This window comes from Ferrimonas sp. SCSIO 43195 (assembly GCF_023716685.1).
Classification (GTDB): domain Bacteria; phylum Pseudomonadota; class Gammaproteobacteria; order Enterobacterales; family Shewanellaceae; genus Ferrimonas; species Ferrimonas kyonanensis.
In genome coordinates this window covers 2,366,490-2,380,080 of the sequence record NZ_CP072679.1, presented here as the reverse complement: position 1 = coordinate 2,380,080, position 13,591 = coordinate 2,366,490, and the positions used below count along the sequence as shown (strand labels likewise).

At 56.6% G+C, this 13,591-nt stretch carries 12 protein-coding genes; 9 read left to right on the top strand and 3 right to left on the bottom strand.

Translation table 11 applies throughout. The annotated features are described in order from the left end of the window. The first annotated feature begins 136 nt into the window (after window positions 1-136). A complete protein-coding gene (locus J8Z22_RS11235; protein ID WP_252010419.1) occupies window positions 137-1,621 on the top strand; it encodes a pyridoxal-dependent decarboxylase in 1,485 nt (494 codons plus the stop codon). After that, a complete protein-coding gene (locus J8Z22_RS11230; protein WP_252010418.1) occupies window positions 1,605-2,879 on the top strand; it encodes an amidohydrolase family protein in 1,275 nt (424 codons plus the stop codon). The genes J8Z22_RS11235 and J8Z22_RS11230 overlap by 17 nt, the downstream gene beginning before the upstream one ends. 58 nt (window positions 2,880-2,937) lie before the next feature. Here the strand turns inward: J8Z22_RS11230 and J8Z22_RS11225 are convergent, their stop codons facing one another. Together J8Z22_RS11225 and J8Z22_RS11220 are read right to left on the bottom strand one after the other, a co-directional pair. Then, window positions 2,938-3,942, bottom strand: a complete 1,005-nt coding sequence (locus tag J8Z22_RS11225; protein ID WP_252010417.1) for an AraC family transcriptional regulator — start codon at window positions 3,940-3,942, stop codon at window positions 2,938-2,940. 75 nt (window positions 3,943-4,017) lie between these two features. Next, window positions 4,018-4,305: a hypothetical protein gene (locus J8Z22_RS11220; protein WP_051252653.1), complete on the bottom strand. Its 288-nt coding sequence runs from the start codon at window positions 4,303-4,305 to the stop codon at window positions 4,018-4,020. 226 nt (window positions 4,306-4,531) lie between these two features. Between J8Z22_RS11220 and J8Z22_RS11215 the strand changes: the two genes are divergently transcribed. The 5 genes from J8Z22_RS11215 to J8Z22_RS11195 all read left to right on the top strand — a co-directional run bounded on the left by J8Z22_RS11215 (window position 4,532) and on the right by J8Z22_RS11195 (window position 11,494). After that, window positions 4,532-5,686: an HlyD family secretion protein gene (locus tag J8Z22_RS11215; protein ID WP_252010416.1), complete on the top strand. Its 1,155-nt coding sequence runs from the start codon at window positions 4,532-4,534 to the stop codon at window positions 5,684-5,686. A 28-nt stretch (window positions 5,687-5,714) separates the two neighbouring features. Continuing rightward, window positions 5,715-6,695: a DUF2955 domain-containing protein gene (locus J8Z22_RS11210; RefSeq protein WP_252010415.1), complete on the top strand. Its 981-nt coding sequence runs from the start codon at window positions 5,715-5,717 to the stop codon at window positions 6,693-6,695. Window positions 6,696-6,810: 115 nt separating this feature from the next. Continuing rightward, window positions 6,811-8,013, top strand: coding sequence for a DEAD/DEAH box helicase (locus J8Z22_RS11205; RefSeq protein WP_252010414.1), 1,203 nt, complete (start codon window positions 6,811-6,813; stop codon window positions 8,011-8,013). Between the two features lie 172 nt (window positions 8,014-8,185). After that, window positions 8,186-9,388, top strand: a complete 1,203-nt coding sequence (locus tag J8Z22_RS11200) for a sodium:proton antiporter (protein ID WP_252010413.1) — start codon at window positions 8,186-8,188, stop codon at window positions 9,386-9,388. Window positions 9,389-9,445: 57 nt separating this feature from the next. After that, window positions 9,446-11,494: an OPT family oligopeptide transporter gene (locus J8Z22_RS11195; RefSeq protein WP_252010412.1), complete on the top strand. Its 2,049-nt coding sequence runs from the start codon at window positions 9,446-9,448 to the stop codon at window positions 11,492-11,494. On the opposite strand, the gene J8Z22_RS11190 is transcribed toward J8Z22_RS11195, so the two are convergent. Continuing rightward, window positions 11,491-12,027, bottom strand: coding sequence for a mechanosensitive ion channel domain-containing protein (locus J8Z22_RS11190; RefSeq protein ID WP_028112955.1), 537 nt, complete (start codon window positions 12,025-12,027; stop codon window positions 11,491-11,493). The two genes, J8Z22_RS11195 and J8Z22_RS11190, sit on opposite strands and share 4 nt — an antisense overlap. 507 nt (window positions 12,028-12,534) lie before the next feature. Here J8Z22_RS11190 and J8Z22_RS11185 point away from each other — a divergent pair. Together J8Z22_RS11185 and J8Z22_RS11180 are read left to right on the top strand one after the other, a co-directional pair. After that, window positions 12,535-12,966 carry a hypothetical protein gene (locus tag J8Z22_RS11185; RefSeq protein WP_252010411.1) on the top strand — a complete coding sequence of 144 codons (432 nt, stop codon included), beginning with the start codon at window positions 12,535-12,537 and terminating at the stop codon, window positions 12,964-12,966. A 158-nt stretch (window positions 12,967-13,124) separates the two neighbouring features. Next, window positions 13,125-13,556, top strand: coding sequence for a hypothetical protein (locus J8Z22_RS11180; protein ID WP_252010410.1), 432 nt, complete (start codon window positions 13,125-13,127; stop codon window positions 13,554-13,556). The last annotated feature ends 35 nt before the right edge of the window (window positions 13,557-13,591 follow it).

Genomic DNA, 13,591 nt, shown 5'->3' with positions numbered 1-13,591 from the left:
GCCGAGAGCGTTGCCGCCACGGCTGCCATCCCTCCCTTCGACCTGTCGATGTACCGCCCTGGCGTGAAATGGCAACTTTTTAGCAGGGAGATCTCTACTTTATGGCAGCAGATGCCATTACCCAGAAGAGGACACCATGTCACACAAGTTCAGCCATTACCGCCCGCTATTGAACCAGTCGCTCACCCATGCGGCCGCCTACCTGGAATCCCTACCGGATCGGCCCGTCGATACGCAGATCAGTGCCGACGCCTTGCGGCTTCGCATCGGTGGCAACTTGCCACAACAACCCAGCGATCCCGACCAGGTGCTGCAGGAGTTGGTTAGCAACGTCGAACCCGGCCTTATCGGCTCCGGCGGGCCACGCTTTTTTGGCTATGCCATCGGCGGGGCATTCCCGGTCGCATTGGCCGCCGACTGGCTGGTGAGTGCCTGGGACCAGAATGTTCCCTATTACGTTGCCAGTCCCGGTACCTCGGTGGTTGAAGAAACCGCCGCCGAGTGGATGCTGGAGTTGCTAGGGTTACCGAAATCCGCCGGCGTCGGCTTTGTCTCCGGTGCTCAGGAAGCGATCTATACCGCGCTCATAACCGCCCGCAACAGCCTGCTGAGCAATGCCGGTTGGGACGTCGCGACACGAGGCCTGTACAACGCCCCTAGAATCAACGTCGTGGCCAGTGATCAGATTCACTCCACCATCAAACGGGCGCTGTCGATGATCGGGGTAGGGATTGAGCAGATTAAAACCCTGCCAACCGACTCAAACCTTCGCATTATTTCCGACGGCATCGCCGAGGTCCTGTCACAGTGCGAGGGCCCGACCTTAGTGTGCGCCCAGGCGGGGTGCATCGACTCCGGTGCCTTTGATCCCTTCGAAGAGTTGGCGTTACAGGTGAAGCAACACCCCAACGCCTGGTTGCATGTGGACGGCGCCATTGGCCTGTGGTCTGCCGTCAGCGATCGTCAGCGCCATCTGCTCAAGGGCATTGAACTGGCGGACTCCTGGGATACCGATGGTCACAAGTGGTTCAACATGCCTTATGACAGCGGCATGGTTATCGTCCGTGACGCCCGGTTGCTGGCCAAGGCCATGGGCGGCAACAGCATGGGCGATTACCTCAGCGACGCCATCGCCAAGCCGGACCGGAATGCCATCAACTTTGGCATTTCGGCTTCACGGCGCGCTCGAGGTGTGCCTGTCTATGCCGCCATCAAGGCCTTGGGCAAAAAAGGGATTGAAGATCACCTCGACCACTGCTGCGCCTTGGCGCAACGGCTGGCCGGCACCCTGTCCCAGGTCGAAGGCATCACCATCCTCAACGACGTCGTCAGCAACCGGTTCTCGGCCCAGTTCGGCACCGGGGATGACGCCTATCGTAATCGCCTCACCGAACGGGTGGTGCATCGCCTTCAGCAGGAGGGGTTCTGCTACCCGTCGACATCCGGTTACAAAGGCCTGAAGACCATGTTGTTCTCCGTGCTTAGTTGCCACACCAGCGCAGACGACATTGACGCCACCGCAGCCGCAATCCTTCGAGCCTTTGAAACAGAACTGACTCATTTGCACGGTGAAACTGCGGCCCCTTGTCGACAGGAGACTAACGATGAAATTACTGATTAAAAACGCGTCTTTATTTGATGGCATCAAGGATTCCATCCGTCCGAACCAAATGCTTATGGTCGAGCAGGGCGTGATCACCTCGGTGAGCGACGGGGCCGCTGCCGTTAACGAGGCCGATGGCATCATCGATGCCAGCGGCTATACCGTGATCCCCGGGCTGATAGATGCCCACACTCATATCGCGTTTTCCGACAGTTTCGACGCCATGGACCGCATGACCGCCGAGGAGTTAGCGGTCCGATCCACGGTGATTGCCCGCCAGATGCTCGAGCGGGGCTTCACCACGGTTCGGGATGTTGGCAGTAACTGTTATGGCTTAAAGCAAAGCATCGATAATGGTTACGTGCCCGGCCCTCGAATCTACGCCAGTTACGGCGCCATTTCCCAAACCTGCGGTCATGCGGACTACCGCCAAAACCGGGCACAACGATCGGATTTCTCCCAGGGCATTGAAGACTCAAGCTTCATGCGCCAGGGCCACCTGATTTTGGCCGACGGCGTGCCCCAGTGCCTGAAGCGTACCCGGGATCAAATCTTCATGGGCGCGTCTCAGATTAAGGTGTTTGGCGGCGGCGGCGCGTCATCCTTGTTCGATCCCCTCGACACCATCCAGTACACCCGGGAGGAGCTTCGGGCCATCGTTGAGACCGTGGCCAACTACGGCTCCTACGTCTGCAGTCATATTCACGCCGCTCCGGCCATGAAGATTGCCATCGAGGAGGGAATTCAATGCCTGGAACACGCCACCTTCATGGACGACGACATCGCCCGGCAATGCCTGGATAACCAGGTCTGGGTGGTGCCTCAATACGCCACCGCCGAGTTGATTGCCAACCGTCAGATCCCCCTGGGCAGCGAAATTCTGTACCAGAAAACCGAGCGGGTCGGCAAAGGGCTGCTGCAACAGGCCGAGTTGGTGGAGAAATACGGCTTGAAGTGCGCCTTTGGCACCGACCTGGTTGGCACACCCGAGGTGCACGCCAAACAGAACCTGGAACTGGCAGCCCGTAAAAAATATTTCGGCTCCTTCCGCGGCTTAAAGCAAGCCACTTCCGATGCCGGCGAACTGCTGAAACTCTCCGGACTGCTGGACCCTTACCCGGAGGGCGACATCGGCGTCCTGCGTCGAGGCGCCTGGGCCGATCTGCTGTTCGTCGAGGGCAACCCGCTGCACGACCTCGACATCCTTGCTAACCCAGACAACATTAAACTGGTCATGAAAGGCGGCGAGGTCGTCAAGGACAACCGCCAAAGATAAAGCCCGGTTTCATTGCGACAAACCGCCCATTCCGGGCGGTTTTTTTATCTTCGGTTAGTTACGACTGCAGGAAACGACGCCGGTAATCGCGGGGCGGAAAGCCGGTGAGCTTCTTAAAGGCACGGGAAAAATGGGCGAGGTCGGAATAACCCAGTTCGGTGGCAACATCGGTTAACGAGTAACTCTTGCTTTCCATCAACTGGCAGGCGGTGGCCAGCATCAGGTTTTCTCGAACACAGCGAAAACTGGTGTCCTCGGCGGCCAACCGACGCTGCAGGGTTCGAGGGCTGGTTCCCAGCAACTCGGCGGCGCGCTCTATCGACAGACTCTGAGTCGACAGGTAGGGCGCCAGTGCAAGATACAGGGTTTCCACAAAGCTCCGTTGACCAGGCTGCTGTGGCTGCTGGCCAACTACCATCAGTCGCGAAGGCAAGCGTACCGGCAGGGTCATAAGAGACTCGGACAACTCAACGCCAGCTTGTTGGCGACGGGTATACACCACCACAGTCGGGTCTTCCAACAGCGCCACCAATTTGTCGGCATTGGGTGACTGGAGGGTGACGCAGCCCGGATGCCAGTGACGATCGGCGATGACTCGAACAAATTCGATGATAAACAGGATGGCAAAGATCTCGCCCCACAAGAAGCTGGAGGTCAACTCGCCGGCCTTGTAGCGGCAGCACCATGGCGTGTGGTTGAAGTAAAGGATGCTGACCTTGGCGACCGAGGAATCATGCAATACCGCAGTCTGTAACTGCCGCAGCGCCTCTCCAACGTTGGCGGGCGCATTCAGGTACCTCAGCAGCCTGGGGATAAAATACTCTCGAATGGTGGAACGCAACAGACTGCCGTAATACTCGGGTTCGGCCCGCTCGGCCATCATGGCAAGCAGGTTGCGTACTGGCCCCTCGGGAACGTATTCGTGGCCACTGTTAAGCAGATCTTCCGGCAACCCGGCGGCTGCAAGCAACGGGTAGATGTCGCCCTCAAAGTGCTTAAGCAATTCAACCAGGGTTTCGGCGTGGACGGTTTTAATCAGGGGGACCAATTGGCCGTGGGGCATGCCTTAGGCTCCGTAGGCAGGGCTAACTTAAGACAGTATAACCAAAGGAGGACTGCGTCCCTGCAGTATTTGCGGTTAAGCCTGGATAGGCTGCTCAACCGGTTTGGCCGGGCCTCGAAAGATGCCGATGATGGCCTTGACGGTGTAGTACAGGCACAGGGCGGTGAAACTCAGGGCGCTCACCTCTTCGCCCAGTGAAGCGGGGGCGCCGATCATCTCAAACAGGTCGCTGCCCCAGCGTTTTACGTAATCCATCGCCCAGCGGTAGACCAGGTACAACTTGGTCAGAGTGATGAATACCAAGTACGCCTTTCCATACGGAGTCAGTAGAAACTGTTTGATTTTTGCCCAGGCAACTTTCATTAAGACCTCTCTGTAATCTCGATGTGTGAGGCCAGTAATGTACGAAAAAGCATCAGCTCGAATTTACCATTTAACGCCATCACCGGCAGTTACCCAGCCCATGACGGTGTGGAACGCTTTGGCCGCCGGTGGCGCAAAATGGTAAATTTTCTCTGTGTGTCCAGGCTACACTCCTCGGCTATTTTGGCCTCGATAAAGAGGTGAACTAACAGCCAGCGAGGTGGCAATGAGCAACAACAAGCCTGAGTTAAGCAACGTGCACAGGGACTCTGGCGCGACCGTGGAGCCGCTGGCCGCTGACAAGGCGCCGGTGACCGATGACGCGACCTCTGCCTCCACCGTTACCCGCAAGCTGCTCTGCCTATGTCTTGGCCTGTTGATGTTGTTACTGATAGCCGATCGGATCATCCCCAGCACCGACATGGCGCGAGTAAGAGGCAACGTCATTCCCATCACCCCTCTGGTTTCCGGGCCGGTGGTGGAGGTTAACGTGCACCCCAATGACCGGGTAGAGCAGGGAGCCCCCCTGGTCCGTATCGACCCCACCGACTACCAAATCGCGGTGAAACAAGCCGAGCAAGGGCTGGAACAAGCCGGCAAGCAGGTTGGCATTCACACCGCGTCGGTACAAGCGGCGCAGGTGGCGCTGACGGATGCGCTGATCAATCAGGACAACATCGACCGCCAGGCTCGCCGAGTATTGGCCATGGCAGAGCAGGGCATCGTAACTCTGGCCGACGCCGATAAGACCCGCGCCGCCATTGCGCATGCCAACGCACGGGTGCAGACGGCCCGCTCCGGGCTGGAACAAGCCCGCAAACAACTGGGAAAGCGTGGCCAGCAGAATAGCGAGATTCAATCGGCGCTACTGCAACTGCAACAAGCGCAGCTGGATCTGAGCCGCACGGTGTTGCGAGCTCCGGCGATGGGCGGCGTCTCTAATTTTCGTCTGGACGCCGGCGTTTACGCAAACAAGGGGCAGCCGCTGATGACCTTTGTCTCCGGCGAAGACAGCTGGGTAGAAGCCTATTTTCGCGAGAACAGCCTCGGCAATATTCGCGCAAATGACTCGGTTGAGATCGCCCTGGATAACGCCCCGGGCCGCGTGTTTCGGGGCCGGGTTGCCAGCATCGATTACGGCGTCAACTGGCAGGGCGCTCAGCCGAGTGGCCAACTGGCTACCGTCGATAATCAAAGCGGTTGGCTGAGGCAAAGCCAGCGATTTCCGGTGATGATTCGTTTCGACCAACCGTTGCCCCCCGGGCTGCTGAGGGTAGGAGGCCAGGCCGATGTGATGGTCTACACCGACGATGACTCGCTGATGAACGTCTGGGGCCAGTTCTGGATTCGACTGCTGAGCTGGTTGTCCTATGCTCGCTAACTGCACTCCAGTCCGGCGACAGGATCCGGTGCTCAGGTATACCCTGGGGCTGACGCTGGCCATCGCCATCGGCTATGGACTGAACTGGCCGCTGGCCTACACCCTGCCGGTGTTCCTGGCCAAGTTTTTTGCCGACCGGCCTAATCCCGGCCGAGACACAATCAAACAGCTGTTCTGGGCCATGACCGCCACGGTATTGGTGGCGCTGGCGGTCACCCGGGGCCTAACCCATTATCCGCTGATCCTGCTAGTGCTGATCGCCCTGGTGATGTTTTGGGCCTACTACCTGTTTCAGAGCCCGGATTGTAACTTCTTTGCCTTGATCCTGATGGTAGCCATCTTGCTGATCCCCTACGTCGGGCTGATAGACTCGGCCCTGCCGCTGGTGTTAGCAAAGGGGTTGATGCTATCCGGTGTCGGCGCTGTGACTCTCTATTGGCTGATGTATCAGTTGTTTCCTGCATGCCAACCGCAATCGGAGGCAAGCCCTGAGGTGGCATCCCGCGAGGTTCGAAGTGCCAATGCCAGCAAGGCCCTGTTCGTCAGCCTTCCGGTCATTGCTTACTTCTACTACTTCCAGGTCAGTGGCGCACTGTTGACCATGGCTTTCATCGGCATACTGTCGCTGCAACTGACTAAAGCGGGCAGCGTCAAGTTAAGCCAGTTTTTACTGATCACCAACCTAGTAGGGGGTCTGCTAGCGGTGTTGGTGTACGAACTGCTGGTGACCGCGCCGTGGTTTCCGTTGATGCTGGCAGTGCTGGCGCTGTTGGCGTCCGTGTTTTTTCAGTACATTTATTCAAATCCGACAAAGGCGCCGCTCTATGCCGCGGTATTTTCCGCGCTGCTGGTAGTCCTGGGCTCGGTGCTTGCCAGTGGTGATAAAACGCTGAGCGTCAGTTTTTATGCCAGAATCGGTCAGATTGGCCTGGCCGGACTGTACCTGATAGTGGCAGCCCGCCTGATCGACAGCCACCAACAGGGTAAGTCCACAGCCGAAGCCAAATAGCGGGATGGACTCCGGCTTGTTGCCATCGCGGCCTCTGGTATACTTCCCGGCCAATAACGTCGCCGCTATCGTCAAGCGCTCGACCGAACCGTTTCTTTGATAACCGAGACCACCGATGTCATTCTCCCGCCTAGGATTATCCGTCCCCCTTGTGAACGCCGTCACCGATGCCGGCTACCAGCAACCCACCTCGATTCAGCAAAAAGCGATTCCCGTGGTGCTGCGGGGCGATAACCTGATTGCCGCCGCGCAAACCGGCACCGGCAAAACCGCCAGTTTCGTGCTACCGATTCTGCAGCAGCTGAGCCAGGGCAGTCGGGGACGCAAGAAGCGGGTACGGGCGCTGATCATCGCACCGACCCGCGAGTTGGTGGTTCAGGTGGCCGAGAGTGTTGAACGCTACGCTGCTCATCTGCCGCTAACCTGCATGGCCATGTACGGCGGTGTCGACATTCAGCCGCAGCGTCAAGCCCTGCTGGACGGCGTCGACGTGCTGGTGGCCACCCCGGGGCGGCTGCTAGACATGTACAGCCGCCGCGCCATTCATTTCGATGAAGTGGAAGTGCTGGTACTGGATGAAGCCGACAAGATGCTCGACATGGGCTTTATCGATGACATCAACGACATTGTTACCAAGCTGCCGCCCCAGCGACAATCGCTGCTGTTTTCCGCCACCCTGTCTAACAAGGTACGGGCGCTGGCAAAAAGCGCCGTCGTCGATGCGGTGGAGATCAGCATCGCCGCCAGTCAGGCCAGCAAAGCCAGCATCAGCCAATGGCTGACCACGGTGGACAAGGACAAAAAATCGGCGCTGCTCAGCCACCTGATACAGACCACGCCCTGGAACCAGGCTCTGATCTTTATCGAAACCAAGCACGGCGCCGCCAAACTGGTGAGCCAATTGGCCAAGCGCGGCATTGACGCCGAGTGCATCCACAGTAGCCGCACCCAGGCAGTACGAGAGCAGATTTTGGCGGACTTCAAAGCCGGTAAGATTCGCTACCTGGTAGCCACCGGCGTCGCCGCCCGTGGCATCGACATCGACAGCCTGGAGCGAGTGGTCAACTATGACCTGCCGTTCCCGGCCGATGAATACGTGCATCGCATTGGTCGAACCGGCCGCGCCGGCGCCAGCGGTGAAGCGGTCTCGTTGGTATCCAAGGACGACTTTAAGAACCTGTGCATGATTGAAAGCCGTCTCAACCACCTGATTGAACGCCGGGAAGTAGACGGCTTTGCCCCCAGAAAAGCGGTGCCGGTGTCGATCCTTAATTACGTTCCTAAGGCCAAACGTGACGCCGGCAAACCCCAGCGCTGACCCTGGATTGAGGGGCAGGGCTGCCTCGCAGACTGTTGGTCGACAAACCCGGGGCTGACACCGATTCCACGGCGCCGGTGCCGTCATCCTGCCCTGATATCACAGGTGGCCCTAGGCATTTCGCTGAGGTGGTCTAACTTAAGAGGAAGACCCAACTCGGCGAGAGAGACTTATGCTGACCACCTTAGGGCAGGTGTTACTGCTGGTCACCCTGGCTCTGATCGGATTGATCATCGCCAAGGCCTGGCGGCTGGAGTCTACCCTGGCGTGCCTGCTCGTGGGCTTTGTCGCCGGCCAAAGTGTGGGCATTTTCTCCTTCGATACCGGAATAAGGGCCCACAATCTCAAGGATTTGGTGTTCTTTATCGTGTTGCCGGTGCTGATTTTCGAGGCCGCCTGGCACCTGAAACCCGAGTCCTTGCGACGCTGGCTGACGCCCATTCTCACCCTGGCCACCCTGGGCGTGCTGATCAACCTGCTGGTCATTGGCGCGCTGACGTACTGGGGGCTGGGCCATCCTCAAGGCTTTCCCTGGCTGGCGGCGCTGCTTACCGGCGCCATTCTGGCGGCCACCGACCCGGTTGCGGTCATCAGCCAGTTAAGGCGTCAACAGGCCCCGGAAGAACTGACCACCCTGTTCGAAGGCGAGAGCCTGTTTAATGACGCCAGCGCAGTAGTGCTATTTAGCCTGTTTCTGGGCTTTGCCCTGCGCCAAGGCGGCAGTGTTGGTGGCGCCGATCTGCTCGACTTTCTAAAGGTGTTTTTTGGCGGCTTAGGCTTGGGGGCACTGCTGGGTTGGCTCACCGCCATCGCCTGCCGTTTCCTCAACCGTAGCGACGTCACCATGATGGCCATGGTGACCCTGGCCTTTGCCAGTTTCTATCTGGCCGAACACTGGCTGCACCTGTCTGGCATCCTGGCGGTAATGGCCAGCACCATGGTGCTCAGGTGGCAACTTGAGCGAACACCCCCATTGAGCCTGGAATCACTCAACCACGGCTGGGCCTGGCTGGGGCTGACTTTTACCAGCGTGCTGTTCGTGATCATGGGGCTGGTGATCACCCTGGAGATGTTCACCGAGCGCTGGCTGGCGATGGTCGTGGCCATTCTCGCGGCCTTAGCCGGACGCCTGCTGGCGGTCGGCGGTTGCGCCCTGTTGCTCAAACCGGTGATGCCGCTGAGTCTGGCCTGGCAAGGGTTGCTGGTATGGGGCGGGCTCAGAGGGGCCATCGCCATTGCCCTGGTGTTGTCGCTGCCGACCGAGTTGCCGTATTGGTGGACCATACAGTCCATGGTGTTCGGGGTGGTACTGTTCAGCCTGCTGGTACAGGGCACCACTAATGGCCTGCTGCTGCGCAAGCTCAAGCAGCCATAGTGCGTTTTGACCACAGTCTGCTAGCTTAAAACTAGCGCAGTGCTTGGATGAACACCGATGAATCAACCGCTTCCGCCACCCGTTGTCGGCCCCCAACAACAACTGAATGAGATCACGCTTAAGGCGCTGATCCTGGGCATGATGCTGTCGGTACTGCTGGCCGCCGCCAACGCCTACATCGGCTTGCTGGTGGGAATGACGGTTTCTGCCTCGATTCCCGCCGCCGCCGCTTCCCTGGGAATACTGCGACTGTTTCGCCGTTCGAACATCCTGGAAAACAACATGGTGCAGACCTCCGCTTCCGCCGGAGAGTCGCTGGTGGCGGGGATCATCTTTACCATTCCGGCGCTGGTGATGATGCAGGCCTGGCAGGGCTACCATTACTGGCCCATGGTTTCCATCGCCGTGGTCGGCGGCATACTGGGCGTCGCCTTTACCATTCCTTTAAGGCGAGCGCTGATCGTAGAAGCCAGGCTCACTTACCCCGAAGGCCTGGCTACTGCAGAGGTGCTAAAAACCGGCGGCATTGAAACCAACAAGGACAGCCCGGATCAACAAGACACCGCAGCGCCGAATGCAAACATCGGATTGTTGGCCCAGGCAAGTGTACTGGGGGCACTCTACAAATTGATGGAGTCCGGCCTGGGACTGGTTGCCGGCGGCATTGGCACCGTCCGCAACTGGTTCGGCGGCAGCTATCTGTTCAGCGGTGGCATCACCTTGAGTCCGGCGCTGATCGGCGTGGGTTACATCGTTGGCATCAACATCGCGGTGCTGGTGTTTCTCGGCGGCGTCATCGGTACCCTTATTGGCGTACCGCTCAATTGGTTGCTCAACAGGGAAGCGATACTGCTAGCGGCGGGACTGAGCCCGGGGATGGCAATGGATCAGATCGGCACTCAGCAGTGGGGCAGCATCGCCACCGCAGCCTGGCAGAAGTGTCGCTACATCGGCGTCGGCGCCATGATGGTAGGCGGGCTCTGGTCTTTGGTATCTCTGGCTGGGCCGCTCAGCAAAGGCGTGCGAGCCTCGTTAAAAGCCTATCGCAGCCACCGCAGTGGCCTTGACGCTGCCTTGCCCCGAACCGAAGCCGATACGCCGTTTTCCATCGTCCTGCTGGTGGCGGCCTTCGCCATCATTCCGCTGTATGCCATCTTCTACGTCGCCATGGCCGACTATGAATACAAGTTGATGGTTGCGGCGCTGATGACCGTACTGATGCTGGTGCTGGGTTTCCTGTTCGCCTCGGTGGCCGGTTACATGGCGGGCCTGGTGGGCAGTTCCAACAACCCCATCTCCGGCGTTACCATCGCCACGGTGATCACCTCGGCATTAATCCTGGTCAACATCATGGGCCGGGACGGGCCCGGCGCCGTACTCGGGCCGATCGCGGTGATCTATCTGGCCGCACTTATCTGCTCCGCCGCCGCCATTGCCGGCGACAACATGCAGGATCTCAAGTGTGGCCATCTGGTGGGTGCCACCCCGTGGCGACAGCAACTGTTTCAGGTAGTCGGCGTACTCTCGGCGGCGTTGGTTATCCCGCTGATCCTCAGTGTGCTGGATGCGGGCTACGGCATCGGTCGCCCCCTTGAGGGTGGTGATCCCAGCCGCGTACTGGCCGCCCCCCAGGCCGGGCTGATGATGGCTCTGGCACAGGGGATTTTCGGTCAGGGGATCGAGTGGAACTTTATCTACATGGGCTTCGTGCTGGCGGCAGTATTGATTGCCCTGGACAGCTATCAGCAGCGGCGCAACGCGTCGTTCCGATTCCCGGTGCTGGCAGTGGCGGTGGGCATCTACTTGCCACTGGGTCTGTCGGTGCCCATCTTCGTCGGCGGCGTGTTAGCGGCTTTGGTTGCAAGACACAAAGCCCGAAAGCAAACCGATGGCAGCCACAACAACGATAACCGCGGTGTGCTGTTGGCCTCCGGGCTGATCACCGGAGAGGCATTGATGGGCGTCGCCATTGCGCTTTATATCGCGTTCATCGGTGAGCCGCTGCCAACCTGGCGTTTAGGCGGGGAGTTGGGGGTTGCCGCCATCGTTGTGATCTGTGCCTATCTATTGAAACAGACCACGCGCGCCGATAACCATCAACGTTAACCAGGCTGGTTGTCTATGGGCTGCGCATTATTACTATGCTGAGCGTCAGTGTTAGCCGGGTGGGGCAGTTTAATGACCGATTTTTGCAGGATCAGCGAGTTGGGGTAGGTGAACAACTTGTCGCCTTGACGTATCAGCACATGAAACAGGGCAATCTCTTCGACGACGCCGGAGATGTCGTCGTCTTTATCCACCACCTTGATGTAGTCACCCACCCGATAGGGAAAGGCAAAGAAAATCACAAAGCTGGCGGTGATGTTGCTCAGAATCGACCACTGGGCAAACAGTGCCACGCCCACCACGGCGAAAATGGATGAGGCCAGCACCGCCAACTCTTTGTATTCCACCCCAAGCACCACAAATACAGCCAGCAGCAAGCCAATGGAGAGCAACATGCGTACCGTTTTGATTAGGTAACTAATGCGGTACACAGCCACCGATTTTTTATTGCCATAACGCTCAATGGCACCGGCGATAAACTGCCCCAAGAACAGATACAGCCCCACCAGCAGAGCAACCAGAATCCATTGCATCGTCGTTTTCCCTCAAAGTGCTGTTAACTAACAAGCTAATTTGAAGTAGTAATTTTGTCCAATCAGACCTCAAACTGTGAGTTTATCCCTTCAAATCACACGTGGAAGGGTGTAGCGTAAACAGCCATAAAAATCAGCCACATAAGTGAATGTGTAGCCTAAATGGTGAGCACCGCGACTCATCCTATGGCGGAGCTCGGCCAGATTTTGATTTTCTAAACATCATTACCGTTTATTTTCAATACGTTAGTGGTTTGTGGTTGCTCACGTTGAGATTGCTTACAACACTGTTTATTTATACAGTTCGAACGCAGTCGCCGCTTTTGCTCCAGCAACATCCGCCTTGCATGCTTCACAGCAAGAGCCAAGTATGGAAGAAAGCTCAGAGAAACAGAGTTATATTCGAAAACCATACAAGATCCCCAGGAATGATAGGCGGCACAATTCTTGGGTAGGAAAGGCGGCGAATCGCCGCATAATAAGCTGTTATAATTCAATCGAGGAAGCATGAATTTTATCAGGTATTCGATATCTACTCTTGTAGCTTTAGTCATCGGTATAGGGCTAGGCTATTGGCTTCCGAAGTCTGCTAATAGTGAGAAGTTGATAACACCTTTGATTATTCAGTCTGAATGTGTCGAAGATTTTTCTTCGCTTCTGGATGAGGACATAACGTTGCATGAAACAAGTTCAGATATCCCATTCGCTCCGAGTCTAAAGTATGTCGTCATCTTCAATGGCAATGAGGCTGAATATTTAACGTGGAAAAATAGAGTGAATAAGGTTTTAAATAAGTGCGGGAGAAACGTGTTTACTAGTTTCAAGCTCTCAGAACATCTTAGCCCGCAGCTACAGAAAGCTCTAAAAGATACAGGTGCTAAAAATGCACATATTCACGGTGAATACATATCTATATATTTGGATGAAAAAGAATTATAACAAGACGTTGTAGCCGGACGCAATACATGGCTTGCTGTTGCTCGTCCCTCACAAGATTTTAGCAAGCCCAATTGCGCCGCTAAACAGGCGCGTTAGGTTTTCGGAGTAACATGAAGCAAATAATATTTATCTTGTGTACTTTGATGTCAGGAGTAGTAATGTCCGAGGATTTGTTTTTAAGCTCATATAATAAAGTCTCTGATCGTTATGCAATTCTCGATGAGTTTGACCAGTCTGGAGTGCTTTACTTAACTAAGCCAGAGACTCAAAAACCAGAACGAGACGCTGTCGCATACATACAGTACGATCCTGTTTCTGAGGAAACTTGGAAACAGAAAATGAGGGCAGGAGAACCACCACAATTACATGAAGGTCTAGCTTCTGAAGTAGCAGTTATTGCAAAAACAGCAGAGCAAGATTTTAGCTTCTTATGGTCCGCTGATGGTAACTCTGTAGCCCTATTATATAAAAGTGCTCCTATAGCTTTCGTTACTCAAAGTGAAAAGTATGGCTTTAGTAAAGCAGTGGTATCAGACTCACCAATTGTTTCTGTGTGGGATTCAGAGAAGTTTAACGAACTATTTGAGTAAAAACCTAACAAAGCATTTAAGAGTGATTTGAAGTT